This is a genomic window from Yaniella soli (assembly GCF_054782375.1).
On the sequence record NZ_BAAGSP010000003.1, the window covers coordinates 60937 to 87512 of the forward strand.

At 58.3% G+C, this 26576-nt stretch carries 27 protein-coding genes; 11 read left to right on the plus strand and 16 right to left on the minus strand.

The annotated features are described in order from the left end of the window. The first annotated feature begins 3 nt into the window (after window positions 1-3). A complete protein-coding gene (locus ACYVJT_RS02270) occupies window positions 4-966 on the plus strand; it encodes a diaminopimelate dehydrogenase (RefSeq protein ID WP_343958059.1) in 963 nt (320 codons plus the stop codon). Between the two features lie 171 nt (window positions 967-1137). On the opposite strand, the gene ACYVJT_RS02275 is transcribed toward ACYVJT_RS02270, so the two are convergent. Next, a complete protein-coding gene (locus ACYVJT_RS02275) occupies window positions 1138-2526 on the minus strand; it encodes an HNH endonuclease (protein ID WP_343958061.1) in 1389 nt (462 codons plus the stop codon). 513 nt (window positions 2527-3039) lie between these two features. Here ACYVJT_RS02275 and ACYVJT_RS02280 point away from each other — a divergent pair. Together ACYVJT_RS02280 and ACYVJT_RS02285 are read left to right on the plus strand one after the other, a co-directional pair. Continuing rightward, a complete protein-coding gene (locus tag ACYVJT_RS02280) occupies window positions 3040-4587 on the plus strand; it encodes a sodium/proline symporter (RefSeq protein ID WP_343958063.1) in 1548 nt (515 codons plus the stop codon). Beyond that, the gene (locus ACYVJT_RS02285; protein WP_343958065.1) at window positions 4584-5147 is read left to right on the plus strand and encodes a hypothetical protein; all 564 of its coding nucleotides are present in this window, start codon (window positions 4584-4586) and stop codon (window positions 5145-5147) included. Before ACYVJT_RS02280 ends, ACYVJT_RS02285 begins: the two co-directional genes overlap by 4 nt. Here the strand turns inward: ACYVJT_RS02285 and ACYVJT_RS02290 are convergent. After that, window positions 5129-5836 carry a tyrosine-protein phosphatase gene (locus ACYVJT_RS02290; RefSeq protein WP_343958067.1) on the minus strand — a complete coding sequence of 236 codons (708 nt, stop codon included), beginning with the start codon at window positions 5834-5836 and terminating at the stop codon, window positions 5129-5131. The genes ACYVJT_RS02285 and ACYVJT_RS02290 overlap by 19 nt on opposite strands. Between ACYVJT_RS02290 and ACYVJT_RS02295 the strand changes: the two genes are divergently transcribed. The 3 genes from ACYVJT_RS02295 to ACYVJT_RS02305 are packed head-to-tail and all read left to right on the plus strand — an operon-like array spanning window position 5835 to window position 8745. Continuing rightward, the gene (locus ACYVJT_RS02295) at window positions 5835-6809 is read left to right on the plus strand and encodes a 1,4-dihydroxy-2-naphthoyl-CoA synthase (protein WP_425579876.1); all 975 of its coding nucleotides are present in this window, start codon (window positions 5835-5837) and stop codon (window positions 6807-6809) included. The two genes, ACYVJT_RS02290 and ACYVJT_RS02295, sit on opposite strands and share 2 nt — an antisense overlap. Further along, a complete protein-coding gene (locus tag ACYVJT_RS02300) occupies window positions 6809-7873 on the plus strand; it encodes an AMP-binding protein (protein WP_343958071.1) in 1065 nt (354 codons plus the stop codon). The genes ACYVJT_RS02295 and ACYVJT_RS02300 overlap by 1 nt, the downstream gene beginning before the upstream one ends. A 2-nt stretch (window positions 7874-7875) precedes the next feature. Beyond that, on the plus strand, window positions 7876-8745 hold the full coding sequence (locus ACYVJT_RS02305) for a 1,4-dihydroxy-2-naphthoate polyprenyltransferase (protein ID WP_343958073.1): 870 nt from the start codon (window positions 7876-7878) through the stop codon (window positions 8743-8745). Here the strand turns inward: ACYVJT_RS02305 and ACYVJT_RS02310 are convergent. After that, a complete protein-coding gene (locus ACYVJT_RS02310; protein ID WP_343958075.1) occupies window positions 8695-9018 on the minus strand; it encodes a DUF4229 domain-containing protein in 324 nt (107 codons plus the stop codon). The two genes, ACYVJT_RS02305 and ACYVJT_RS02310, sit on opposite strands and share 51 nt — an antisense overlap. A gap of 57 nt (window positions 9019-9075) precedes the next feature. Here ACYVJT_RS02310 and ACYVJT_RS02315 point away from each other — a divergent pair, with 57 nt between their 5' ends. Continuing rightward, window positions 9076-9498: a PLDc N-terminal domain-containing protein gene (locus ACYVJT_RS02315; RefSeq protein ID WP_343958077.1), complete on the plus strand. Its 423-nt coding sequence runs from the start codon at window positions 9076-9078 to the stop codon at window positions 9496-9498. On the opposite strand, the gene ccsB is transcribed toward ACYVJT_RS02315, so the two are convergent. From ccsB to ACYVJT_RS02340, 5 genes are all read right to left on the minus strand, one after another. Then, window positions 9483-10478, minus strand: a complete 996-nt coding sequence (gene ccsB / locus ACYVJT_RS02320) for a c-type cytochrome biogenesis protein CcsB (RefSeq protein ID WP_343958079.1) — start codon at window positions 10476-10478, stop codon at window positions 9483-9485. The genes ACYVJT_RS02315 and ccsB overlap by 16 nt on opposite strands. Further along, window positions 10475-12058, minus strand: a complete 1584-nt coding sequence (resB, locus tag ACYVJT_RS02325) for a cytochrome c biogenesis protein ResB (protein WP_343958081.1) — start codon at window positions 12056-12058, stop codon at window positions 10475-10477. Before resB ends, ccsB begins: the two co-directional genes overlap by 4 nt. Beyond that, complete coding sequence (locus ACYVJT_RS02330; RefSeq protein WP_343958083.1) at window positions 12055-12807, minus strand: cytochrome c biogenesis CcdA family protein; 753 nt, start codon at window positions 12805-12807, stop codon at window positions 12055-12057. Before ACYVJT_RS02330 ends, resB begins: the two co-directional genes overlap by 4 nt. Beyond that, the gene (locus ACYVJT_RS02335; protein WP_343958085.1) at window positions 12804-13388 is read right to left on the minus strand and encodes a TlpA family protein disulfide reductase; all 585 of its coding nucleotides are present in this window, start codon (window positions 13386-13388) and stop codon (window positions 12804-12806) included. Before ACYVJT_RS02335 ends, ACYVJT_RS02330 begins: the two co-directional genes overlap by 4 nt. A 63-nt stretch (window positions 13389-13451) precedes the next feature. After that, the gene (locus ACYVJT_RS02340) at window positions 13452-14096 is read right to left on the minus strand and encodes a histidine phosphatase family protein (protein WP_343958087.1); all 645 of its coding nucleotides are present in this window, start codon (window positions 14094-14096) and stop codon (window positions 13452-13454) included. A 158-nt stretch (window positions 14097-14254) separates the two neighbouring features. Here ACYVJT_RS02340 and ACYVJT_RS02345 point away from each other — a divergent pair, with 158 nt between their 5' ends. Then, complete coding sequence (locus ACYVJT_RS02345) at window positions 14255-15073, plus strand: hypothetical protein (RefSeq protein ID WP_343958089.1); 819 nt, start codon at window positions 14255-14257, stop codon at window positions 15071-15073. Here ACYVJT_RS02345 and ACYVJT_RS02350 read toward each other — a convergent pair. From ACYVJT_RS02350 to ACYVJT_RS02365, 4 genes are all read right to left on the minus strand, one after another. Beyond that, a complete protein-coding gene (locus tag ACYVJT_RS02350; protein WP_343958091.1) occupies window positions 15055-15684 on the minus strand; it encodes a redox-sensing transcriptional repressor Rex in 630 nt (209 codons plus the stop codon). The genes ACYVJT_RS02345 and ACYVJT_RS02350 overlap by 19 nt on opposite strands. Then, the gene (locus tag ACYVJT_RS02355; protein WP_343958093.1) at window positions 15681-15926 is read right to left on the minus strand and encodes a glutaredoxin family protein; all 246 of its coding nucleotides are present in this window, start codon (window positions 15924-15926) and stop codon (window positions 15681-15683) included. Before ACYVJT_RS02355 ends, ACYVJT_RS02350 begins: the two co-directional genes overlap by 4 nt. Before the next feature lie 75 nt (window positions 15927-16001). Continuing rightward, on the minus strand, window positions 16002-16175 hold the full coding sequence (locus tag ACYVJT_RS02360; protein ID WP_343958286.1) for a helix-turn-helix domain-containing protein: 174 nt from the start codon (window positions 16173-16175) through the stop codon (window positions 16002-16004). A gap of 153 nt (window positions 16176-16328) precedes the next feature. Then, window positions 16329-17570: an acetoin utilization protein AcuC gene (locus ACYVJT_RS02365; protein ID WP_343958095.1), complete on the minus strand. Its 1242-nt coding sequence runs from the start codon at window positions 17568-17570 to the stop codon at window positions 16329-16331. A 180-nt stretch (window positions 17571-17750) separates the two neighbouring features. On the opposite strand from ACYVJT_RS02365, the gene ACYVJT_RS02370 reads away from it, so the two are divergent. Genes ACYVJT_RS02370 through ACYVJT_RS02380 form a run of 3 tightly spaced genes read left to right on the plus strand, consistent with a single transcriptional unit; the run spans window position 17751 to window position 21174 of the window. Next, window positions 17751-19076 carry a TrkH family potassium uptake protein gene (locus ACYVJT_RS02370; protein WP_343958097.1) on the plus strand — a complete coding sequence of 442 codons (1326 nt, stop codon included), beginning with the start codon at window positions 17751-17753 and terminating at the stop codon, window positions 19074-19076. After that, entirely contained in the window at window positions 19069-19728 is a 660-nt protein-coding gene (locus ACYVJT_RS02375; protein WP_343958099.1) for a potassium channel family protein, read from the plus strand. The genes ACYVJT_RS02370 and ACYVJT_RS02375 overlap by 8 nt, the downstream gene beginning before the upstream one ends. A gap of 36 nt (window positions 19729-19764) precedes the next feature. After that, window positions 19765-21174 carry a phytoene desaturase family protein gene (locus ACYVJT_RS02380; RefSeq protein WP_343958101.1) on the plus strand — a complete coding sequence of 470 codons (1410 nt, stop codon included), beginning with the start codon at window positions 19765-19767 and terminating at the stop codon, window positions 21172-21174. Here the strand turns inward: ACYVJT_RS02380 and proC are convergent. Genes proC through topA form a run of 4 tightly spaced genes read right to left on the minus strand, consistent with a single transcriptional unit; the run spans window position 21171 to window position 26549 of the window. Continuing rightward, window positions 21171-21986, minus strand: coding sequence for a pyrroline-5-carboxylate reductase (proC, locus tag ACYVJT_RS02385; RefSeq protein WP_343958103.1), 816 nt, complete (start codon window positions 21984-21986; stop codon window positions 21171-21173). The two genes, ACYVJT_RS02380 and proC, sit on opposite strands and share 4 nt — an antisense overlap. After that, the gene (locus ACYVJT_RS02390; RefSeq protein WP_343958105.1) at window positions 21986-22792 is read right to left on the minus strand and encodes a sugar phosphate isomerase/epimerase family protein; all 807 of its coding nucleotides are present in this window, start codon (window positions 22790-22792) and stop codon (window positions 21986-21988) included. Before ACYVJT_RS02390 ends, proC begins: the two co-directional genes overlap by 1 nt. Beyond that, window positions 22785-23822 (minus strand): Ppx/GppA family phosphatase, encoded by a 1038-nt coding sequence (locus ACYVJT_RS02395; RefSeq protein ID WP_343958107.1) that lies wholly within the window; start codon window positions 23820-23822, stop codon window positions 22785-22787. The genes ACYVJT_RS02390 and ACYVJT_RS02395 overlap by 8 nt, the downstream gene beginning before the upstream one ends. A 3-nt stretch (window positions 23823-23825) precedes the next feature. Continuing rightward, a complete protein-coding gene (gene topA, locus ACYVJT_RS02400; RefSeq protein ID WP_343958109.1) occupies window positions 23826-26549 on the minus strand; it encodes a type I DNA topoisomerase in 2724 nt (907 codons plus the stop codon). Between the last annotated feature and the right edge of the window lie 27 nt (window positions 26550-26576).

The following is a 26576-nucleotide window of genomic DNA, read 5'->3' on the forward strand; positions in this document are numbered from 1 at the left end:
CGTATGACCATAAAAGCGGCAATTGTAGGCTACGGTAACCTCGGGCAGGCCGTGGAACACCTCATTAACGCCTTCGATGACTTTGAACTTTTCGGTATTTTTTCACGCCGGGACACACTCGACACCGATGCGGCTATTTATCCGGTCGCCGATGCCGCGAGGTATAAGGATGAGATCGATGTGTTGTTCTTGTGCGTCGGGTCGGCCACCGACATCCCCGAACAGGCCGCCGGTTTCGCCGAGCACTTCACGACGGTCGATACCTACGACAACCATTCCAAAGTTGCTACCCACTATGCCGAAATGGACGAGGTCGCTCGGGCCAATGACAACGTTTCGGTCATTTCAACCGGTTGGGACCCGGGCCTGTTCTCCATGAACCGTGTGCTGGGCTTATCCTTGTTCCCTGACCCCGTACAGAACACCTTTTGGGGTAAAGGCTTGTCACAAGGTCATTCCGACGCCGTCCGGCAAGTTTCGGGTGTACAGCGCGGTGTGCAGTACACGATCCCTGCACAGTCTGCGATCGATCAGGCCCGCGCTGGAAATGGTCAGGGCTTATCGAAAACGGCTTCGCACGAACGCATCGTGTACATCGTGGCCGACGAGTCTGAGCAGGATCGGATTCGCGACGAGATCGTCACGATGCCCGACTACTTCGAGCCATATGACACCACGGTGCACTTTGTCTCTGACGAAGAGTTTGAGCGCAACCACCAAGGCGCCCCACACGGTGGCTATGTCATTACGACCAGCGAACTGCAAGGCCATAACGCCAGCGTAGAGTTCAGTTTGAAACTCGAGTCCAACCCGAACTTCACCGCTGCTGCCATGGTCGCATTCGGACGTGCCGCGGCACGCTTGCAACAACAGGGCAACTCCGGCGCCTATACGGTGCTGGAAGTGCCACCGTATTTACTCAGCCAACAATCTCACCAAGAGATGATGGAAACCGGGCTCGTCTAAATGGATTGAACGGCTTCGTGTCCTCATCTCGGCCCCGTTTTGGAGCTTTGCTCTGGAGCGGGGCTTTTTGCGTCAGCGCCTCCGGTTACATCCACAAAGACGTAGGCGGTGAAACTAACCCTCTGCGGCGCAGCCACTCCATTGAGACTGAAGCAAACAGGGTCGCGTGCCTTAGGCGGCAACGCGTATGGAGTATTGGATCGTGTTGCGCATCATGGCGCAGCTCGACAAGGTGATTGGCGGCGGGTTGTTTTCCGGTGGCCTGGCATCTGGTCGTGAGCCCGGGTCAGGTGGGTCTTTGGCCGTACGTATCGGTGCTGTGTTCGTCGTATATCGATGACCCGTAGGAGTGGTGACGGTCAGTTGGTCGGCGGTGGCCTCGTGTCGCCATCCGGTATTTTCTTTGATCTGGTTACAAGCACCGCAAAGCCCCTGAGCATTCGACCAGCTGGTGGTACCACCGTCTTTGACCGCGAGAATGTGATCGATATCTTGGATAGCAGCATCGCAATACGGCGTCCTGCATGTGTCATCTCGAAGCGCCACCATACGCCGTAGTCCCGGAGGAAAGCTTCGAGAGCGCGATTCCAAACCCACCAGCTGGCGCTCTTTGGGCCGGGTAAACACTCTACGAAGGAACATCTCTGCTTCAGGATCCGCAATCCATTGCAGCGCAGTGCTAGCTGGAATCGGACCCTGGCCAATCAGCCATGCCGGCGTGTCCCCATCGCCAAATAACGCCTCATCAGTCATCACCACGTGCACCTCGGCCGGGACAGCCCGTGCAGTGGCCTGTCCCGTCAGACGCTGAACCAGCAGATCAGCCATAATCTGGTCCCGAGTACGAGGCTGCCCGGAGGGGTCAGCCGGATCAGCAGTCTCACCGGTGCCCACCATATTCGTGGCATCACGACGCAACCCAGCATAAATGCCGACAGCTTGCTGCATGGGCACCAGCGCCGACAGATACGCCATCCCGCCCGGTGCCGGGCGCATGGACACTCGACGCTCGGATTCGGCTCGTTCACGCTGCTCCACTGCCGTGAGCTGGTCGAGCTCCTGGGCATAACCTTGCACCGCCGTTGCCAGCTTGCGTGGGCCAAGCGTGCCTAACCGATCAGCAATCAGAGCGTCGACCTGCCGACGGTGGTCAGCGGCAAGCCAGCTGGTTTCTTTGACCACAATCTGAGCATGTTCCTCATGGATTCCACCTGATTGCAACGCTTGCATCGTGTTGGGCAGGCCCTCCACCAGGGCGCAGGCCACACGCAGATGTCGCGCGCCCCTGGCGGGTGAATCACCACGAGCCAATCCAACCTCAGCACCTAGACCATTGCACCGGCGCGCAGCGGGCACACCCCGATCGGCTTCGGCTTGGCGTCGGCGGGCCTGCAACGCAGCGGTTTCACGAGCTTGCGCAGCAGCACAGGCAGCCTTGAGTTCTTCTAGCGCCTGCAACCGATCAATCGATTCCGCATCAGTTTCGGCAAGCTCAAGCATCCCAAGCGCATCACGAGCATGCGTGATGTCTGCTACTGCTGAACCTGCTTCATACGTCATACCACCAGCCTAGCCAGGGGGTAGGACAGGATAAGCGCCCAATACCTCAACCAATAGTGATTCTATGCGGAGGTGGTTTTGGCATACCGGAAGGTTGTCTTACTTTCTCATCAGACGTGGACGACGTCTCGAATCTATTGTGCTGTGCGAGCCTCAGCGCCTTCACCGAAGTGCAAGCCCCAGCCGTGGATCCAGCGTTTTACGGTCACGTCTGTCATCCCCAGCTGTGCCACCCGATCACAAGCATCAAGGACGCCGTCATAACCTAGCCACCTCGAGATGTGATGTGCAACACTTAGGACTATAAGCTCCACTTTGGTATCTTTCTGATCCTTGGGCAAGAACTTCTCATGTGGAAAGTTGAGTGATGAATATGTTTGCGCTTCCGGCAACAACGTGGATCGTTATCCTAGGCGTTCTAGGGTTCTGGGTCGTGTACACGGGCGTGTTCTACGTGATCTCTCGAAATTGGGCGGTCGAGGACGTCGACTACCACAAGAGGGAGGACTCACAATGAGTATCGACCTCATCTTGCTCATCATTTACTTCGTGGGGATGCTCGGTATCGGTGTCTGGGCCATGCGCCGTAGCACAAAATCTTCAGAGGGCTTCCTGCTTGCCGATCGCAGCCTCGGTCCAGCCGTGACGGCCTTGCGCCTACAAAGCTCTTCGATGTCCGGTTATATGTTTCTCGGCGCTGGTTCCCTGGCTTATACGCAGGGGTACTACAGCATGTGGTACGCCTTGGGCGACGTCGGTGGTGGCGTATTAAACCTGTCTATTATCGGCCGCCGCATGCGCAAGCTGTCGCAAATGCTTGGCTCGATTACCTCGATTGGCTATCTCGAAAACCGGTATCCGTCCCGGTGGACTCGGTTGGTCGCAGCCCCCATCGCGCTGTTCTGTATGTTCTTTTACGTGTTGGCACAGTTTTTGGCCGGGGGTCAGGGACTAGCCATGGTGACGGGGCTCTCGGTGAACGTGGCCCTGATTGTCGCCGTCGGTATCATCGTCGGCTATACGTTCCTTGGCGGCTACTTGGCCGTTGCCTATACAGATTTCTTCCAAGCCATCATCATGGTTATCGGCATGCTCTGGATCTTGATCGCCAGCCTGCAGTACGTGGGCGGCCTCACTCAGGCAAACCAAACATTAGCCACCGTCAATGAGAACCTGCTGACGATGTGGGGTTCCGAAGGCCAGTACTTTGGTCAGTGGGGCATCATCATCGGGGCGTTGTTAGTCTTTTCGATTGGCTACATCGGTTGGCCGCACGTCAACGTCAGCCACATGGCGATGCGCCGCCCATCGGTGGCTCGCCAGGCAGGACTGTATGCGACCATCTTTAATCTGCTCTTTATTCCTGGCGCCTATATCGTCGGAATGATGGGCATACTCATTGTCCCGGGCCTCGACAATCCCGAACTGGCAATTTTTGAAGTTGCTGACACGGTGCTGCCTACATTTGCCGTTGGTATCGTGATGGCAGCGATTATGGGTGCGATCATGTCGACCGCCGATGCGTTGCTGTTGCAAGCCGGCACGATTGCATCTCAGGACCTGTGGGCGCGATTTTTTGGGCGTTCAATGAGTGAACGCACCTCAGTGAATGTCTCGCGTCTGACGATTCTGCTGCTGGCGGTGATCGCCGTGGTGCTCGCGATCGCAGAGCCCCCGGGTGTCTTCGACATCGTGGTCTTTGCTACATCAGTGCTCGGCTCCGCTTTCGTTCCAGCGTATATTTGCGCAGTCTGGTGGAAGAAAGCCAATACGGTGGGCGCCATTAGCTCGATGATCGTCGGGACGTTAGCCTCCGTCATCTCAGAGTTGTCCGGCTCAAGCGATGGGATTGGATTTGACCCGATGGTCATTGGCATCACGTGTTCCACGATCACCATGATCGTAGCCTCGCTGCTCACACAGCGCTCCAACCCCGTGCCCGAACATGTTCGACAAGCGGTGGAAGAGACCGCAAGGGTGGCTCCAGTCCCCGCTCGCATGGTCGCCGGTGAGGATACGACATTAGCCACCCAGCGCCCTCGTGAAAAGGAAGAAGAGTGACAGCTGAACTAGTACAACTTCAGCCCGAGTTCGCCTGGCCGGTGAAGTTCTCGGATCACGAAGCGCGAGCGTTGGTCAATCGCCGGCTGAAAGAACCTGCTGATCTCACGGCCACGTTGTATCACCATCCCTTTCTCGGGTTGGTGTTCCAAGGCCAAAGTCAGCGGCCGAGCTTCTTTCCTCGCGCGGGTACAAGACTCCAACCAACAGTGCTCGTCCGAGCGCATGTGCTGGTTGACCTCGTCGGCGGCAGAGCGTATCTCAGCGATGCGTGGGATCCACACGAGTTTGTTTCCATCGGACACCGCGATGAGACGAGCACGATTACAGATCCCGAGCCGCATGTGACAGAAGCGGCTGCAGTGCGCGCCGCTCACGCACTGCTGGCCGGGGTCGTACTACGCCGCCGCAGAATGACTCCCATCGATGACCTCGAGTTGGTGGAGTCACCAATCCGTGTCGGTAAACCCAACTGGTGGGTCACCAACCGGGAGGCCAGCGGGTCGACTGAAGTGACTGTCGATGGCATCACCGGACGCCACTATGCCTTTTCCGTCTGAGCTCTACATTCCAAGAGCTCTTGGACGCGCTCTCCGGGCCACTCTTTGAGGAATGTTCGATAGCTGGCGAGACGGTCTGCCAGTTCGCGGTCAAAAGCTTCGGGTTCCAGATACGACTCGTACGGATGTGGGATTGGCGATGTCCGGTGGTGCTCATTAATCCCGTAGGCACCCGATGCGTAGACGCGTTTGTGTTCTTCCCAGTCTGCAGCACCACCCGGAATATTTGGCAGTTGCAAAGCCAGTCCCATGATCAGGCTCGTGCGATCACGGCCGGCAGTACAGTGCAGTACTGTTCCTCCGGCTTCCCAAGAGTCCACAAGGGTCGAGACCGCGGCGGCAACCCGGTCACCGAAGGTCGCTAGGGTGTCGTGATAGGCATCCGGGTGCATAGGATATGGTGCGTTGCGTTCCCAGAACGGCTCGTGATCGACATCTTCCACCGGAACATGAATCTGACGAACCTCGTCGGGCACCTCAGCTTCGGGATCTAGCTCGCGGCGTTTGATCTCCGGCGGGGTACGGACATCGATCACTGTACTCACACCGTCATTGACCATTTGACGCCATCCAGTGGAGTCAACCCACTCGGCACGACCCATACGCCACAAGCCTTCTCTGACCTGCCACGCATTACGTGCCCCGGACCAATCTGCAGGATGAAGATACTGAACTGTAGAAGAGACCATGTTGTATAGACTAGGCGATGTGAGTAACTATCCTGTTCCAGAAAAAGTTTCCGATATCTTCGATGCACCCACGTGGCGAGAGGTCCAAGGCTTCGATTTTCAAGACATTACCTATCACCGCCATGTCGAGCGTGACAGCGATGGTAACTGGGTCCGCGACCTCGGCACCGTGCGCATCGCCTTTGACCGGCCCGAAGTGCGCAATGCTTTCCGCCCGTCAACCGTCGACGAGCTGTACCGCGCGATCGATCACGCGCGCATGACCTCAGATGTCGGAACCGTGTTACTTACCGGCAATGGCCCATCGCCCAAAGACGGAGGCCACTCGTTTTGTTCCGGCGGCGACCAACGCATTCGTGGCCGTGACGGTTACCGGTACGCCGAAGGTGACACCGCAGAATCTGTCGACCCGGCACGCGCAGGCCGTCTCCACATTCTGGAAGTCCAGCGCCTCATGCGAACCCTCCCCAAAGTTGTCATCGCCGTGGTCAACGGCTGGGCAGCGGGCGGCGGCCACTCACTGCACGTCGTCGCAGACCTGACGCTGGCCTCCAAACAACATGGGAAGTTCAAACAAACCGACGCCACCGTTGGTTCCTTCGACGCCGGCTATGGCTCTGCATTGTTGGCGCGTCACGTCGGACAGAAGCGGGCCCGCGAAATATTCTTCACTGCCCGTGAATACTCGGCCGATGACATGTTGGAGATGGGGGCGATCAACGAATCGGTCGACCACGAAACCCTCGAAAACGTGGCTTTGGAATACGCGGCAGATATTAACGGCCAATCACCACAGGCCATCCGGATGCTCAAATATGCATTCAACCTCGCCGATGATGGCATGGCGGGCCAGCAAGTCTTTGCCGGTGAAGCCACCCGGATGGGCTATATGACTGATGAAGCCGTCGAAGGTCGCGACGCATTCCTCGAAAGGCGCGACCCAGACTGGGCAGACTTCCCGTACTACTTCTGATGGACGTTTCCCAAGCACTCGCCACCGGCACACCGTTTGAAGCAACGGCACAGGGCATCATCCACCGCCCCGAGCTCACCGATCCCCATCGTGGCGGCCACCCCGACGCCGTCGCAGTGGTACGAACCTCCGGCTCGACTGGCACACCAAAACAGACCCTGCTCACCGCTACCGCGCTCAGAGCATCAGCTGAGGCCACCGCCCAGCGCATCGGTGGCCAAGGCCAATGGTTGCTCGCCGTCGACACCCAATACGTCGCAGGTCTTGCCGTGGTCTCCCGATCGGTCCACGCCGGTACCACGCCGGAAGTCATTGATCCCGGTTTCAGCGCCGCAGAATTTATTGCAGCAACGGGTCGCCTGGATCACGAGTTCACTGCGGTGTCTTTTGTCCCGACCCAGCTCACCCGACTCTTGACCGACGATGATGCCATAGCAGCGCTGCAGTCCTATTCGGCAATACTGGTTGGCGGCTCCGCAATCCCCGAACACATTACCAAAGCGGCAGCCAACTATGATCTCAAGCTGTTCAAAACCTACGGGATGTCAGAAACCTGCGGCGGGTGCGTGTACAACGGCACTCCCCTGCCCGGGGTCACCGTCGACACCGTGGCGCACAACGGGGTCGATCGTCTTCGCATTACCGGCCCGATGGTGGCGGCAGGCTACTTTGACGATCCAGACCTCACCGCCGCACATTTTATTGATGGCTCATTTCTCACCGATGACTACGGTTCGGTCGACGAGGTGGTCCGAGTTGCTGGCAGGTTGGATGATGTCATCAATACCGGCGGGATCAAGGTCTCCGCGGCACAAGTACAAGGTGTGCTTCAGCAGCACGTGCCGACGGCGTTTGTCACCGGGGTGCCCGATGCCGAATGGGGCCAACGTATCAGCGCTGTGATCACCGGTGATACGCCACAAGATGTCCTGGAGAATGCGGTGCGCACAACGCTTGGCGCCCCGGCGGTACCCAAAATGTGGTTGCGACTCGACACGTTGCCCATGTTAGACAATGGGAAACCCGACCGGGTCACACTCACCACATGGTTAGCAAAGGAATAACATTGGCTTCGTTTTCACAGTGGGTGTCAGCCGCCCGCCTACGTACCCTCCCCATGGCCATCGCACCCGTGGTGGTGGGGAGCGCAGCAGCCGCCGATCTGCACAGTTTCCATGCGGGCAAAGCGGTCTTGGCGCTCGTGGTCGCGCTGGCACTGCAAATCGGAGTGAACTACTCCAATGATTATTCTGATGGGATCCGTGGCACCGACGATAACCGCGTGGGCCCATTTCGGATGACTGGCTCAGGTGCGTCCACACCGGCCACCGTGCGCACCATGGCGTTCACCTTCTACGGCCTAGCAGGCCTCGCAGGACTAGCACTGACCATCTGGTCGCAACACTGGTGGCTGATACTTATCGGAGTGGCAGCCATCGTCGCGGCCTGGTTTTATACCGGTGGCAAACGCCCCTACGGGTATATGGGGTTGGGCGAACTCTTCGTCTTCGTGTTCTTTGGGCTCGTCGCCGTGCTGGGAACAACCTATACCCAGGCCGACGAAATATCCGGACTCGCCGTGGCCGGTGCCGTCGGCACCGGGCTGGTCTCGACCGCACTGTTGATGGCCAATAATGTGCGCGATATCCCCACCGATATTGCAGCAGGTAAAAAGACCCTGGCTGTGTTGCTCGGCGATACCGCGGCACGCTGGTCATACCCGACCATGCTGGCCGCCGCAGTTGCGGCACCGCTGATCTTCGTGGCACAGCACGAGTGGATGTGGTTGATGCTGTTACTCTTGCTCGTTTCGATCCGACCGTCGATGATCATGCTGGAAGCTAAAGAACGCGGTGAGCTGATTCCGGTGTTGAAAATGACCGGATTATTTGGAATCCTCTACGCCGTCTTGTTTACCCTCGGCATTATTCTCTAGGTCTTCGGGGTCAGCAAACCGACCGTGGGTAAAGGCGTCCTCTGCCTCGGCATCGTCGGTCGCCGTCTTGCTCCGCTTCCGCGAATCCAGGGCTTTCATAAGGTCTTCTGACGCGTCTTTGCGCAGTTTTGGGGTAAAGAGGTACGTGAGCGCGAAGCCCGTCACCAGTCCCACGACGACGGCAAAGATGAGCGAGTTGGTAAAGAAGAGCGTTATCAGGAATCCGACTCCAAAGAGCAGAAACCGCAGCGCGGTGTACAGCCAAAATTTCATGAAGTCTCCGTTCTGGCTAGGTGTGCGTTAAGGCTGGCGAGTTCGTAAGATGGGCCTATGCCACGTTTGTTAATTCCACTCATTATCGTTGCTCTCGGCGTCATGATCTATGCGCTGATTGAGACGATCTCCACATCATCGGATCGGATTCGCATCATGCCCAAGGGCGTGTGGATCGTGGTCATTATTCTTGTCCCGCTTATCGGTGGTGTGCTGTGGCTGTTGTTTGGTAACGAGAATGCGTATCTGGCTTCGACGGTCCAGGGTTTCAAAAAGGCATCCGGCCCGCAACGACCGGCAACTCCTGACGATGACGACGAGTTCCTCCGTTCACTCGATATTCAACGCGCTCAGCGTCGTAAAGCTGAAGAACTGAGAAAACGTGAGGAGGAACTTCGTCGTCGCGAACAAGACCTCGATGAGGATTCCGATTCCGACTCAAACTCGGACAACTCTGACGAGGATCAGAACCCGGCGTAAGAGTGCAGCGAGGGGAAGTACAAGTTCACGATCGTGTAGTTGAACACTAGGGCGAGGAACCCAATGATGTTCAACCAGGCCGAGCGGGTGCCTGTCCAACCGCGGGTGGCCCGTGCGTGCAGATAGCCCGCATAGATCACCCAGATGACGAAGGTCCAGACTTCTTTCGCATCCCAGTTCCAGTAGCGTCCCCAGGCTTGTTCTGCCCAAATAGCGCCCGCAATCAGGGTGAAGGTCCACATCACGAAGCCAATGGCATTGAGGCGATAGGACCAGTTTTCCAAGGCAGATGCTGACGGCACCAGGCGCATAAAGCCGGTCGGCGCACCGCGTTTTTCAGCACGCTGTTTGAATAGCTGCAACACGGACATCGAGAAGGTCAGCGCGAAGATGCCCGAGGCGACGACGGCCACGGAGACGTGGGTAATCAACCACCAAGACTGTAGTGCCGGTTGGACGTTACCCACCGGCGTTGGGAAACCAATGGTCGCACCGATCATCATCAACAGCACCACGCCGGAGATGAAGGTACCTACGAACCGCAGGTCTTTGCGCAGCAAGAACACCAGGTATACCAGCGAGATGACGAGCGCGCCGGAGGTCATGAACTCATACAGGTTGCCCCACGGTGCGCGGGATGCGGCGACGGCACGGGCAACGACAGCAAAGGCGTGAGCCAGCATGGCGAGCACGAAGATGGCCACGCCGATGTTCGCGGCCGGGCGTTTGATGCCACCCGTATATTCCATGTCATCAGAGACCAGGTGTGGGGCCTCAACGCGTTCTTCAACGGGCGGTCCGGAAGCCCCGACCAGTTCTTTGGACTTTTCGGTTTCGAGTTCGGCTTCCAGGTTTCGAATCGACCGGGATGCGGTTGCCATATCCCAGGAGAAAAAGAAGAAGGCAACCAGATAGATCAGTGCTGCAATGAGCATGAACAGTTCGCTGTACTGGGCCAGCGTTTCATTAACGGGTGTCATGTATCCTCCGAAGTGTTTGGCGGGATGACCGGCCAAGTGGTGTCAAACGATTGACGAAGTTTGATGTTTTCATCGCGCAGACCAAAGGCCTCGCCGCGGGCAAGGAGACCGTATTCGATCACGGTACGGCCATCTTGCTCCGTGGCTTTGACCCAGGCACGGCGACGACGAATGTAGAGCGACATCACCAGTGCGACCAGGGCGAGTGCCGAGAAGAACCCGACGCCCCATTTGGATGGGTCATAGTGTATGTCGAGTCCGACATAACGGTCCCAGGAGTCAAACGTGATGGAACCCATGTCGTCGGGTAGCTCATGGGTGTCGCCGACGCCCAGGGTGATGCCGCCGGCGTCGTTGTTCCGTGAGTTCAGCTCAGTCATCCGGTCGGTATCAAGCACGTAGACGTTTTGTGGTGTCCCGTCGTCAAGACCAAGGTCGCCGTAATAGGAGTTCAGAATCAGCTCGGGGTTAAACGCATCGGGATCGATCGAGACGGCGACACCGTCGTCACCGGTATAGGAGGTCGGCAGGAACATGCCCACAAAACCAAGTTGTTCGGGCTTGGCGTCAGGAGCCTTGAGGACGACGAGTGAGCTGTTGGTGTTGGGATCTTGGATTTGGGCGATGACGGGACCCGAGTAGGCGATGTCATCGTTCCCGTCGCGCACGGTGATATTTGGAGCGTACCCGTTACCAACTAGAAAGATGCGGACTCCGTCGATAGTCAGCGGGTCGTTGACCTTGATGGCGTCCTGGTAGGTTTCTTCACCGGGTCCAGGGGTGACCTGCATGGCTGCGGTGTAGTCCAGGGCTTGGCCGTAATGGGTTTCGGATTCGCGGTCGTAGACGACGTCGAAGTCGTCGAGTTGAATCGAAAACGGGGACAGCCGGTCTTCGGAGAATGCGGTCCCGGGAGTAAACGAGTCATAGGAGACGAGGTTGTTGGCGAAGCCGTCACCTTCGACGATGATCTTTTGGCCCTCGTATTTAAAGAGGCCGCCGATCCCCATAAAGACGATCACGCCCAAAAGACCGAAGTGGAAGAGAATATTGCCGACTTCGCGGAAGTACCCGCGCTCAGCACCAACAGAGCCGTCACGCAGTTCGGTGCGGTATCCCGATTTCTTGAGGATTTTTTCGGCATCGACCAGGGCCTCTTTGGGTGTTGGCCCGTCGCTTTCCAGCACGAGTTGGCCATACTCTGGCAGCCGTTTGAGGTTTCGGGGCGTCCGTGCCGGTGGCTGGCGCAGTGTTTTGAGGTGCTGACGGCCGCGCGGCCACAAACAACCCACCAGGGAGACGAATAGCATCAAGTAAATGGCGGAGAACCATACCGATGAGTAGACGTCGAACATCCCCAAAAAGTCCAGGATGGGCCCAATGGTGGGGTTATCGTCGATCCAGGTTTCGACGATATCGGCCCCGGCGCGGCGCTGTGGGAACAGGGAGCCAGGTACTGCGGCAACTGCCAACAGCAACAGCAGCATCAACGCGGTGCGCATACTGGTCAGTTGTGTCCAGATGAACCGCATGGTGCCGACAAAGCCGAGCTTTGGCAGGGTAGGTTGTTTGGTACTCAAATTGGAAGTGTCACCTCATTGGCAAACCAGCCTTGTAGCTGGTTGGTCCAGTCAGTCCACAGCCCGGTGGCCATAGCCAGTCCGAGCAGGATCAGCAGGATACCCCCGGCACGCATGATGAACAGGCGGTGGGTACGGAAAAATGCGAGTCGTTTCATGCCGCTAGAGAAGCCGAGTGCCAGCAGGATGAATGGCACACCGAGGCCCAGCGAGTAGACCACGGCCAAAATGCCGCCGCGCCACATGTTGTCCGAACCGGCGGTCGACATGGCGATCACGGCTGCCATCGTCGGGCCGATGCATGGCGCCCAACCGAGCCCGAAGATCATGCCGAGCAGCGGCGCTCCCCACAGTCCCGCATTGGGTTTGTATTCAATTTTTCTGTCGCGTTGGAAAAACGACAGACCGCCCATAAACACGATCCCCATCACGATGACGATGAGACCCAAGACCTGGGTGAGCCATTGGCCGTCACCTTTTAACCAGATGAAAACGCGGGACAGTAACAGGCCCGCGGTGACAAAGACGATAGTGAAACCCAGCACGAACAATGAGGTGCCGGCGAGCATGCGGCCGCGCTTAGTGTCTTCGACGCTGGCGCCGGACAGCCCTGAGACATAGCCGAGGTATCCCGGCGCGAGCGGGAGAACGCACGGTGACAAAAAGGAGACGAGTCCGGCTAGCGCTGCGATCGGCATTGCTAGCCACATGGACCCGTCGAGGGCGATCTCGGCGAAGGGATTATTCATTCATCCACCACACCGTTGAGCAAGGACTGTAACGTCGAGTGTTCGACGGCGCCCAGCACGCGGGCAGCTACTCGGCCTTCATCATCGAGAATCAGGGTGGTTGGGACCGCCTGGGGTGGCACGTAGTCTGCGAATTGCAACAAGACCTGGCCGTCCCGACCTTCAATGGAGGGGTACTCGATCCCGAAGTTGCGCTCGAAGGCTGCTGCTGTGTCAGCGCCATCGCGGACGTTGACGCCAAAAAAATCGACCTCGTCATCAAATTCCTGACTCAGGTCGACCAGGTGGGGGGCTTCCACGCGACAGGGTGCGCAGGCTGCGTACCAAAAATTCACCAGCGCGGGTCCATCGAGGGTTTCACCGGAAATGGTTTCGCCTTCGAAGGTGTCACCAGAAAATTCGACGGCTGCACCCCGTTCGCTCTCGGCAACTTCCATGACCGATCCGTCACCGGCGATGTAATTTTTGCCGCCAGAGTTGCCGGCTTGGGCAGCCAGTGGGTCGTCACCTGAACACGCTGTCAGCAGCCCGGCCCCCGCAATGGCTAGGCCAATCAGTGCGCGTGTAGTCTTGTTCCTCACGAATGTTCCCTTTCAAATACCGCGCTAGAGTCTAATTCCGGTAACTGAGTAGATCCTGAGTGTTTACGCGCCCGGAAGGGCTGCCGCTTGGTTGCTCAGGTGTTTGACCGGTTCGCTGTAGTGCACGGTTGGTTTGCGATGGCCAGGGGCGAATTCGAAGCTCGTGACCGAGGCCAGCGAGCATTGTCGACGGCGTGGATCGTGTGCCAAGGGTTTGTCTTCTGCTGACAGTCTGGTCACCCAGATGGGTAGTTGGTGCGACACGACGACGGCCGATGCACCGGATCCATAGTTTCGCATCAGGTCATCGCGCAGGTCTTGGATTGCGGCGGCCATCCGGGCTGCCTGGTGGACATAGGGCTCGCCCCAGGACGGACGCCACGGGTTGAGCACGCGTGGCCAATATTTCGGGTTGCGCAGTTGGCGTCGCATATTCGACAGGCCTTCGAAGCTATTGCCGGCCTCAAGCACGCGTTTGTCTGTGCGCACCGGGAGCTGAAATTTTTTGGCCAGCGGCGTGATGGTTTCCTGGGCACGTTGCAGGGGCGAGGTCACCAACATCGTCGGGGTCTCTTGCCATCCGTCGGCGAGCTCTTGAGCCATTTGGAGGCCCAGCGAGGACAGACCGAAACCGGGCAGCCTGCCGTAGAGCACCTTGTCGGGGTTGAATACTTCGCCGTGGCGAACCAAGTGAACGCTAACTGTCATACACTGTATTTTTGCACAAAGTTCACTCACACCATGACTGAAGATGAGGCCCTGCCGAGTGCTTAAGCTACCGGACAAGAATTTTTGTCGTCACCGATGACAAACCCGTGCCGGTGGACTCGTTAGGATAGAAGAAAGCATCTACCGAAAGGCTTGTCATGGACGAAAAGAAGCCACCTGAGAATCCGCACTATGGCGTGCGCCTGACCGGCGATGAGCTGGCCGCACACCAGGAAAGGTTCCAGCCAAGACAGTCTGCATCCGAATATGGTCCCCAAGGAGCACAGGCCGCGTCTGAATACGGGCCACAGGGCGGGGCCTATCCACCGCCACCAAGTCAACAGCAGCCCGGCTATCAACCTGGTTTCCAACAGCAGCCCGGCCCCCAGCAACCATACGGTGCACCATATGGGCAGCCGGGTCAGCCTGGTCAGCCATTCGGTGGGCCACAGTTGCAACCGGAAATGGCGAAGGAACCGTCCCGGCCAAAGGTCGTCGACATTTCGTTCTGGTCGATCATTGCCGCAGGGATTTCGTATCTCATTGCGCAGTTGATCGTCGCTGCCCTACCGAACCGCGGGATGGGCCCTCAGGATATCGACATGATGGAGTCCATGCTGGGCCCCATGATGGACACAATGCCATTCGACAGCATCGAGGGCTATCTCAACTCGCCCATGATGACTGCCGCGATGATCGGCCAAGCCGTGATTTTCTTGGTTGCTTACGTCCTCGTAGCTCTGGGGATTCGCAACGGCTGGCGTTCGATGCGTATTTTGGGCACGATCTTTGCGGTCCTGTCCCTACTGAACATCACATTCGTCAGCGCATTGGCCGGCGTCTTCTCGGGGCTGGCCATCATCCTTGGCATTGTGGGAATCGTCTACGCATGGCTGCCGGCTTCCACCGAGTACTACCGTCAGAAAGCTTGGCAGAAGGCCGCCAAGAAAATGTACCCTCAAGCACCGTCACGCTGAAACGCTAAAATCTGCAGCTCGGCGGATAGATCGACGGTTTGCACATGGACATGTTCCGGCACGTGCAGTCGCCGGGGCGCAAAATTTAATATCCCGGTAATCCCGGCGTTGACCAGTAGATCGGTTACGTCTTGGGCGACCTCACCCGGCACCGTCACGATGGCCAGTTCCATATCGTGGTCGGTGCCGATGTCGTGTATATCCAAAATCGTATACCCGCCGTAACGCTGACCGATCTTGGTGGGATCGTTATCCGCTACGGCGGTGATGTTCATGCCGCGCTCTGCAAATCCCTCGTAGGACATCAGTGCGGCCCCAAGGTTTCCGGCGCCGACCAGTAGGACGCGTCGACCGCTGGTCACACCCAATATGCGAGCGATGGTATAGCGCAGGGCTTCGACCGAGTAGCCCTGGCCCGAGCGGCCGCTGTGTCCAAGGGCAGCAACATCTTTGCGCGTCAGCGCATCCGAACATCCCAGGGCGGTGGCCAGCTGTGCAGAGGTGACGTAGCCGAGGCCTTGGGCGTGCAGTGTCTCTAAGTAGTGCAGGTATTGGGGCAGCCGGGACAGTGTGCGTCCGGAGAGTTTCTTGCTCGCGGGTTGTTGGGTCATGTCTCCAAGCCGGTTTCAATCATGCGACGTAACCGGCTGGCATCGATGACCCAGAAATCGCGTTGCCGGTCGTCGATAAACAACACCGGGATCTCTTCGGCGAACTGTTCGGCCAGTTGTGGATGCTGTGTCGTCGAAATTTCTTGCCAGTCGACACCGTATTCGCTGGTGACTTCGTCCATGGTTGCTTTGGCGGCAGCGCAAAGGTGGCACTCGGGCTTGGTGAGCAGTTTGATATCCATGTTGTCTCTTCTCGTCCTACCCAAAGACAAAACCGCCTCAAGAAAAGGCGGTTTGTGCGGTGAAAAAAGTTTCGGCTATTCGTCGGTGCCAGTCGCGACGTCGGTGTCAGTGACGATGGCTTCTACTGCCTCCAACGGGACACGATAGGAGCGCCCAAATCGCACAGCGGGTAAGTCGCCAGCGTGGATCATCCGGTATACGGTCATACGCGATACACGCATCATGCCGGCAACTTCGGTGACCGTCATGAATTTGGCATTTGCGAAATTCTCCGCCACGTTTAATACTCCTTTAACGTTCCCTCTTAGGTCGGTGTTTCTACGCCTGAGGGGAAGTTCAGAAAGTAGGCGGCAACCACCATTACATTAATAATAGCTTACGCAAGAGATTTCAAGGCTTAGCTAGTCGAACCACGGATCTAATCCGTGAAATGGGAACACCGCCTTGCGGGTTGCCATGATCGACTGGTCGGTGGAATCTGCCGGATCATACCCGACTTCCCACGAGCGCCACCAGACGTCTGCGCCGTCGGACATCGTCTTCACGACGTCGCTCGCGTCGGGCAGGCCGAGTTCTGTTGCGGCCAGTTGGCGCCATTCTTCAGGGATCTCAGTTTTTAACGGGATGGGCGTGTCGGCCGCGATAGCGATGAGGTGTGCCCAAGCACGGGGCACGACTTTCATCGGGCTGTATCCGCCTCCCCCGAGGGCTAGCCATTTTCCACCAGCGAAATCGTGTGACCAATCCGAGGCGTCGAGCATCAGCTGGCGTTGGCCATCGACCGAGAGGTTCAGGTCGGCCAGCGGGTCGTGACGGTGGCCGTCGGCCCCGTGTTGAGTTACCAACACTTCTGGTGCATAGGCTCGCAGGAGTTGTGGGACCACGGCGTGTACGGCGCGCAGAAAGCCCGCATCACCGACGGAAGCTGGCACGGCGACGTTGACCGCATACCCTTCGGCCTGAGGGCCGCCAATGTCTTTGGCAAATCCGGTGCCCGGAAACAGCAGGAGCCCGGTTTCATGGATCGAAATGGTCAACACCCGCGGGTCGTTGTAGAACGCTTGTTCGACCCCGTCACCATGGTGGGCATCAACATCCACATAGGCGACCCGTTCTGCACCCTGATCCAGCATGTATTGGATAGCTATTGCAGCATCGTTGTAAATACAGAACCCGGATGCCGCAGACCGCTGTGCATGATGCATACCACCGGCAAAATTGACGGCCCGGTCCACTTCGCCAGCCCAGATGGCTTTGGCTGCTGCAAGCGATCCCCCAGCAATACGGGCCGAGGAGTCGTGCAGGTCGGCGAATACGGGACAATCTTCGGTGCCCAGTCCGACAGCCTCATAGACGTCAGCAATGTTGGCCAGCGTGGCAGCGTCCTGCGAAGAGGCATCCGATGATGCTGCTTTGACTTGAGCAATGTACTCAATGGAGTGAATGGTCGCTAATTCTGCGTCGGTGGCCACCGGTGGAGCAATGCGCGCCAGCACCTGTGGGTCCAACACACCCAGCGATTTCGCTAACCGATGCGTCAGTTTCAGACGCACCGGATTCATGGGGTGGGTATCTGAGAAGCGATAGTTCAGAAACGCCTCATCCCACACCAGTGCAGTACGAAGTTCAGCTGTGTTTTCCATCACCGACTAGCGTAGGACGTTGCGCCCCAAAAGTGGCCCAACGCGACGTTTATGACGCATTCACGCGACGCCACGACCCAACAATACTGGTGATGTTCACGTGAAAGGAGGAAGATGGGAGCAATGAAACGGCAACGGTCTAGCGCAGGAGCTCGACTCCACCATGGTGGTGGAGTCCCGATGATGCGCAAAATATCAAGGGCACTCATTGCCAGACCGGCCCGTTCCGCCGCATCCATGTTCGTCCTGGCCATCGCGGTATTTACCGTACTGCTCTCCCTCCCCTTTTCGTCGGCAGAACGCACGATGACGCCCCTGGTTGATGCGGCGGTCACGGCCACGTCGGCGGTCACCGTCACCGGTTTAACATCGCTGCCGCTCGACTATTTTTCATTCACCGGCCAGCTCATCATTCTGATCGCGATCCAGCTGGGCGGACTGGGGATTGTGACACTCGGTGCATGGTTGACCATGTTGCTGTCCCGACGCTTGGCGCTGCGTTCCAAGATGCTATCGACCGAGTCGATGGGCGTGTCAGGAATGGGCGAAGTCCCGTCACTGCTGATCACCGTGGTGGTCTTCACCCTCACCATCGAAGTCGTTCTGGCTGCGGTTATGTTGCCGGTACTCAGCGCTGCCTTGGGGTGGGGCGAGGGCAGTTTTCACGCGATTTTTTACGCGATCTCGGCATTTTCCAACGCCGGGTTCAGCCTCTCTCCTGAGATGCTGGGCCACCCGCTGATCATGTCCACCATCCACGTCGGGGCATTTGCTGGCGCCCTAGGTTTTCCTGTGGTGTACATGCTCTACCGGATGGTATTTCACAAAAGCCGCATGAATCTTCACACCCGGCTTACCCTGGAAGTCACGATCTTTTTGCTACTGCTCGGCATGATCCTGATGGTGATCTTCGAATGGAACAACCCCGACACCCTGGGGCCAATGCATACCGGAGACAAACTCCACAACGCACTCTTTGCCTCATCGATGACTCGCTCGGGTGGGTTCAGCACGTTCGACATCACGGACCAGACTGAGCAGTCACTGTTGGTGACCAATGTCCTGATGTTTATTGGGGGCGGGTCCGGGTCAACCGCTGGCGGCATCAAAGTCACCACGCTGGCGGTCCTCGTCTTGGCTATTGTGGCCGAGGTTCGAGGTGACGAGCACATTCGCGTCCACCGTCGAGAGATCCCAAATAGCACAGTTCGCGTGGCCGTTGCGGTGGTCGCCGGGGGTGCATTTGTCGTGCTCACCGCAGTCATTGCCTTGATCGCAGTGACCGGTGAGGACTTGGAGTCCACCGTATTTGAGGCCCTTTCGGCGTTCGGCACCGTAGGCTTGACCAATGGGCTCACGCACGATGCCCCGCCGGCTGGGCAGTGGATTCTCATTGTGCTGATGTTCATTGGTCGCGTTGGTCCCATCACGTTTGCTGCAGGCCTCGCGGCACGTCACAAACCCACTCTGTATCGTCACGCAACGGAAAGGCCCATCATTGGTTAAACATTCGGATTCCCCAGTATTAGTTATTGGACTGGGACGGTTTGGCACCGCCCTGGCGCAAGAGCTCACCGAATCAGGTCAGGACTTGATGGCCGTTGAACAAGACCGTGCGATAGTACAACGCTACTCCGGCGAATTCACCTCCGTGGTGCAAGCCGATGCCACCGATATTGCAGCCCTGGAACAGTTGGGTGCCGGTCAATTCGAGGTTGCCGTGGTCGGTATTGGCACCTCAATTGAAAATTCGGTGCTCACGGTGGCCAATCTGGTCGATTTGGGAGTGCAAACCATTTGGGCCAAAGCGATCACTCGAGCGCACGGCACTATTTTGACGCGTATTGGTGCCAGTCAGGTGATCTTTCCGGAACAGGACGCTGGAGAGCGGACCGCGCATCTGCTGGCGGGCACGATGCGAAACTTCACCGAATTCTCACCCGGATATGCGCTGGCCAATATCTCGTCACCGGCAGCACTGGCGGGAAAACCGCTGCGCGATCTGCGTCTGAAAGATCGCTTCGGCGTCACCGTGGTCGCTGTGGAACGTGACAATGAGTTTCAAAATGTCTTTCCCGCCACACAGCTGGTCGAGGGACAAAACATGATTGTCGCGGGACCAACCGACCAGGTCGATGAATTTGCCAAGCGCATATAATGGCGACGAGTACTCCGACAGAAAAGCTGGTCTGACATGGTAAACGCCGTGGTGGTGGGCTCCGGGCCCAATGGTTTAGCGGCCGCACTGACTCTGGCCAAGGCCGGGGTAACCGTGACGGTTTATGAATCCTGCGACACTCCGGGTGGCGGGGCTCGCTCTGGCGAATCGACGGTGCCGGGGTTACTCCACGATCACTGCTCCGGATTCCATCCCCTCGCGGTCGACAATGCGTTTGCCACTTTTGCCCAGTTGTCCGACTACGGGTTGGAATGGGCTTGGCCCGAGGTGCAATACGCACACCCGTTAGACAATGGTGACGGAGCAGCTGCCTATCGGAGCGTGGACGAGACCACCCGGGGCGTAGACGATGCCTCGTGGCAGCGTATTTTTGGGTCGCTCACCAACCAGTTTCCGAAAATCACTCGGGATTTTCTACAACCCATGCTGCGTATCCCTAGTGCACCGCTGGCCTTTGCAAATTTCGGGTTCCGAGCGGGCCTGCCCGCAAACTTGTTGGCCGGGCTGATGCGAACGGATCGGGCAAAGGCACTTTTTGCGGGTGTGGCCGCACACGCGTTTCGACCGCTGGACTCGTTTGGTTCCGCCGCGATCGGTGTAGCGCTGACAACCGCAGGGCACGCGTATGGTTGGCCGGTGGCCAAAGGCGGTTCGGCCGCAATCATCAACGCCATGGTGGACGCACTGCACGCGCACGGGGGCAAAATCGTCACCAACACCCATATCAAGTCTGTGCAAGAGCTGCCCGAGGCCGATATCGTCATGCTCAATACCGCGCCGAAGGCTGCAGCACAGCTCATGGCGCCAGTGATCCCCGGGGCTATCGAGCATCGTTTGCGTTCGTTTCGTCACGGCCCAGGTGCTGCAACGGTCAGTCTGGCAGTTGAGGGCGGCATTCCGTGGACGTATAAGCCCGCTCGACGCGCAGGCACCGTCCATGTCGGCGGATCGTCTTCCGAGGTCGCCTTTGTGGAGCGCCAGATCACCACAGGCATCATGCCCCGCAACCCGTTTGTACTGGTGGGGCAACAATCGGTTGCGGATGAGTCACGTGTCAACAACGGCATCCATCCGGTGGATGCCTATGCTCACGTGCCGGCAGGGTATCCACACGATGCCACCGAGGTGATCGTGCAACAGCTTGAACGATTCGCACCCGGTGTGCGCGACCGCATCGTCGCACACAGCTCCCGAACGACGCTGGAACTCGAAGCGCAGAACCCGAATTTTGTTGGCGGAGATATCGTCACCGGTGCGAATGCCTTCGACCAGTTGCTATTTCGGCCCCGTCCGGCGATCAATCCGTATTCGTTGGGTGTGCCCGGGGCCTATCTGTGTTCGGCGGCTACTCCCCCGGGCGCCGGGGCGCACGGCATGGCCGGCTACAATGCGGCGCAAGCTGCCTTAGCCGAGCTGCAGCGTTAGGCGCCCAGTGCTTCGGAGCGGGCCACATTGGCTTGCAGTGCCTCGACCATGATCTGGTTGAAACCACCGGCATCCAAGGATTTCAGGGCTGCTTCGGTTGTGCCGCCGGGGGTGGCAATAGAGTTTTCGAGTGCGCTCGGATCAGCATCCGGCAGTTCCAACATAGTGCCCGCGCCCACGACGGTGAGCCGGGCAAGTTCTTGCGCCGTGGCTGCATCGAGGCCCAGGTCGGTGCCGGCATTGGCCAAGGAGTTCACAAACCGGAACACATAGCCGGGGCCAGACCCGGCCATGGCTGCCAGCGCGTTGAGCTGGTCTTCTTCGACGTGAAATACGGTGCCGGAGCCCGCGAAGACCGAGTCGACCTGGGACACTTGTGCATCGGTGACCGTGGCGCCGCGTGCCATCCCCACTACGCCCTTGCCCACGGTCAGCGCTACGTTGGGCATGGTGCGGACCACCGGTTGGCCCTTGGGCAGTGCTGCGGTCAAGGAGGCCAGCGTGGTACCAGCAGCAACCGAGACGACGGTGGCATCGGGTCGCAACGCCGCGGCAAGCCCGCGGGCAGTTTCGACCATCTGGGGCGGCTTGACCCCCAACACGACGATCTCTGCATTGGCTACGGCAGCATTATTGGCTTGCGGATCCTGCTCGGTCGCGATCACATCGATCCCAAATTCAGCACGACGGGCGGCAGCAGAAGCAACCGAATGCGTGGTGGCCGTGATGTGCTCGCGATCGTATCCGCCGGCCAATAGGCCCGCCAGAATCGCGGAGTTCAGGTGTCCTAAACCGATAAAACTGATGTGCATTACGCTCCTTGATGTTCGGGGTCGCGGCTGAGGTGGCGGCGGGCAAATTCCAGGGATTCGGCGAGCATTTCTTCACGATGTCCCGGGTACTGTTTACCGCGCGTCGACACTTCGACGCAGACTGCACCGTCATAATCGCTGGCTGCGATGTGGTGTAACGATTCGACGACGCGTTGGTGCCCGTGGCCGGGTAACCGGTGTTCATCAGCACCCGAACCCGACCCGTCGGTCAGGTGGACGTGTTTCAGCCGTGAACCCAGCAATTTGATGGCGGCCAACGAATCGATTTTTGAGGTGGCCGCGTGGGAGAAGTCCCAGGTGATGTGGTCGTAATCTTGTGGGATGGGGTCATGGTGTGGCAAATACATCACGATTTCCTGGCCGCGCACCCGCCACGGGTACATGTTTTCCACCGCAATGGTGACGCCGGTGGCTTCCATGATGTCGCGGATGCCGGTGGCAAAGTCTCGCGCGTAGGAGCCCTGCCAACGAAACGGTGGATGGACGACAACCACCTCGGCGCCCAGCTCGCGGGCGAGGTCTGCGCTGCGTGCCACCTTGGACCATGCGGAGCCCCAGACTTGCTGGGTAAACAGCAGGGTGGGTGCATGGATGGCATGAATGGGCATCGAGTGACGTTGCGAAAGTTCATCGAGTTTGGACGGATGATGTGTCCACCGGTTCTGGGTCACCATGATTTCGACCCCGTCATAGCCGAGGTCTTCGGCCATCGGAAACACGTGTTGGGGCGACAGGGAGAAGATCGACGACGACGATAACGTCACCGGTATCTCTGGCTTAACCACCGGCTACTCCTAGTGAAAATCCGGGACGCTGGTCGTCGGTGGCCAGATCGACGCCTTCGACCCAGCGGCTCTCGGCGTATTCATCAACATGGCCTTGGAGGCGCAGGGCATCCAGCCGCCCAAGAATGAGGCCTTCGCGTAGCGCCCAGGGGCAAATCTTGAGTTTTTTGACTTTGAACCGTTCCATCGCGGCGTGGGCGACCATGCCGCCGGCTAACACCTGACGAGCCCGAATGTCGGAGATGCCCGGTAGCTCGGCACGCTGTTTTGCTGACATGCCGGCTAGCGTCTTATTCCATCTGGTCAAGTCTTTGCGACGCAGTTTGCGTGGCACAAAGAGACCATCGGTGGATGGGGCAGCGCCCGCCACCCGTGCCAGGGAACGGAATGTTTTCGACGTCCCGGTGACCACGGTGTTCTCTGGCAGGTCTTTGGGGAACAGTTGCCGATAGTCTTTGAGCACCGAATGAATGTAGTCGTACAGTGCAGCGATCTGTTTCTTCGTTGGTGGGTCGGGGTGATCGAAGAAATCTTTGGTTAGCCGTTGGGCACCCAGCGGTACCGAGACGGCTTTGCTCGGCAATTCGTCGGTACCAAATGACATTTCGAACGAGCCGCCCCCGATGTCAAAGTTCAGCAAGTTTTCGACGTGCCAGCCGTGCCAGCGTCGCACCGCGAAATAGGTCATTGCGGCTTCCTGGTCGCCCGAGAGGACGGTGAGGTGGACGCCGGTTTCTTGCCAAATCCGTTCCAGGACCTGTTTGCCGTTGGTCGCATCACGGATGGCCGAGGTGCAAAAACTGATCATGTCCACGGCACCGTTCGCTTTGGCAAATGCGACGGCTCCATCGATGAACTCGACCAGGTTGCGCTGTCCTGTTTCGGTGATCGCCCCGTGATTATCGAGGTGCTTGATCAACGACATGGGACGTTTGTGATCGGCGTACGCGTTTGGACGCGCTCCGGGAAACGCATCCACCAACAGCAGGTGGATGCTATTTGAGCCGATGTCCAGCACTCCCAGACGCATGCGTTACTTCTTCGCTTTCCGAGCTGGACCTTTGGCCCGTTTTTCTGCCAATAATTCGAAGGCGTGCCCCTCGGTGACCTGTTCGGGCGCAGTCCCGCGCGGTACGGTCACGTTCGTGGTGCCGTCGGTAATATAGGGGCCAAACCGGCCGTCTTTGATGACCACCTTTTTGCCCGAGGACGGGTCGTTACCGAACTCTGCCATCGGCGGCTTCGCTTGGCCGCGACCGCGTCGCTGTTTGGGTTGCGAGTAGATCTCTTCGGCTTGTGCCAGGGTGATGTTGAATAGTTGCTCTTCAGATTCCAGTGAACGAGAATCCGATCCCTTGCGCAAATACGGGCCAAACCGGCCGTTTTGGGCGGTGATCTCTTCGCCATCTGCTGCGGTGCCTAAACTGCGTGGCAGCGACAGGATCTTGCGGGCATCGTCCAGCGTCATCGTGGCGATATCCATCCCCTGCAACAATGAACCCGTTTTGGGCTTCGGCTTCTTCGGGGCCTTCTTCGGTTTCTTCCGCCCGTTTTTGTAGTACTCGTCAGGCTGCGCGTCCTTATGCGCCTGGATTTGTTCTTCGGTGAGCTCCGGAATGATTTGGGTGACGTATGGGCCATAGCGTCCGTCTTTGGCCACCAGCTCGTAGCCGGTATCTGGATCCGTGCCCAAGGAACGTTCTGAAGGCCCGGCGGTCTCAATCATTTCGGTGGCCACGGAACTGGTCAGTTCATCCGGGGCCATTTCCTCTGGCACATTGGCGCGCTGCGGGTCGGTGCCCTCTTGCGCGTCGGCAGGTAGTGCTTGTTCCAAATAGGGGCCGTATCGTCCCACACGCAGGGTGATACCTTCAGCCACCGGAATAGAGTTGATGGCTCGCGCATCAATATCGCCGAGGTTTTCGACGGTATGCTTGAGCCCCGCAGCCGATTCTTCACTGCCGAAGTAAAAACCCGACAACCAATCTTGACGGTCCATTTGGCCCGCCGCAATCTGGTCAAGGTCATCTTCCATACGGGCGGTGAAGGTGTAGTCCACGTACCGGCTGAAGTGTTCTTCGAGCAGTCGGATCACCGAGAACGCCGTCCACGACGGCACGAGTGCTGAGCCGCGTTTGCGTACGTAACCACGGTCGACAATCGTAGAGATGGTCGGCGCATAGGTGGATGGGCGACCGATTTCGCGTTTTTCGAGTTCGGCCACAATCGAGGCTTCGGTATAGCGTGCCGGCGGGGTCGTTTCGTGCCCCTCAGCTTCAACATCCCGAGCTTCTAAGATTTGGGCTTCGGCCATATCGGGCAGGCGCGCGTCATCGCGAGTGTTCTTTTCGCCCGGCACCGACTTCTGATCCGATTCATAAGCCTTCATAAACCCCGGCACCGTGATGACGGTCCCCGATGCGGAGAATTCAGCAACCCGCGGGGTTTCTTCGGCCGATGTGCCGGCCACTTTGACGGTCGCGGTATACCCGGTGGCGTCAATCATTTGGGAGGCGACGGTGCGCTTCCAAATGAGTTCGTAGAGGCGGAATTCATCGGCGGTCAGCGCATTTTTGACCTTCGACGGGGTCCGAAAGTAGTCGCCCGATGGACGGATGGCCTCGTGGGCTTCTTGTGCGGCGGCGTTGCGGGACGCATAGTAGCGCGGTTTATCCGGCACCATGTCGCCACCATAGAGTTCGGTGGCCTGGTTTCGGGCCGCCGAAATGGCCTGTGATGACAGGATCACCGAGTCGGTACGCATATAGGTGATGTAACCGTTTTCGTACAGCCGCTGGGCGACCTGCATGGTCACACGAGAGGTAAAGCGCAGTCGGCGTGATGCTTCCTGTTGCAACGTTGATGTCGTGAACGGGGCTGCTGGTCGACGGCGGTACGGCTTATCTTCCAGCGAGGTGATCTTGAATTCGGCGCTCTCCAAACCGGCAGCCAAGGACTGCGCCGATGCCGCGTCGATGTGGGTGACGTCTGCTTTGGGTTTGAGCTGACCGTCGTCGTTAAAGTCTCGACCGGTCGCGACCCGTGTGTCGTCGATGGCAGAGAGTTTTGCGGCGAACGACTCTTCGGCGTCGGTGAAAAAGTTCGCGGTGATATCCCAGTACGATGCCGGCACAAACGCCATGCGTTCACGTTCACGCTCTACCACCAGGCGGGTTGCCACGGATTGTACTCGGCCGGCCGACAGGCCGGGGCCGACCTTGCGCCACAGCACCGGTGAGATCTCATAGCCGTAGAGCCGATCCAGAATACGGCGGGTTTCCTGGGCGTCGACGAGGTCGGTGTCGATTTCGCGAATATTTTCGAGCGCGCGCTCAATACCTTCTTCGGTAATTTCGGTAAACGTCATGCGGTAGACCGGGACCTTGGGTTTCAGCACCTCGAGCAGGTGCCAGGCAATCGCCTCGCCTTCCCGGTCAGCATCTGTTGCCAGGTAGAGTTCGTCGGCCGATTTGAGCGCTTTACGGAGCTCGGTGACTTTCTTTTTCTTGTCGTCTGCGACCACGTAGTACGGTTCGAACCCGTCATCGGTATCCACCGCGAATTTGCCGTAGGGACCTTTTTTCATGTCGGTCGGCAAATCAGAGGGCCGAGGTAGGTCTCGAATGTGGCCTACTGAGGAATCCACAATCCAGCCGTCCCCCAAAAATTTGGCGATGGAACGGCTCTTGGCCGGGGATTCCACGATCACCAATTTGGTGGTATCACCATCGGTGGGTGCAGAACTTTTCGCGCTCACGTGGCTCCTTTTCGTTGAAGCAGCTTC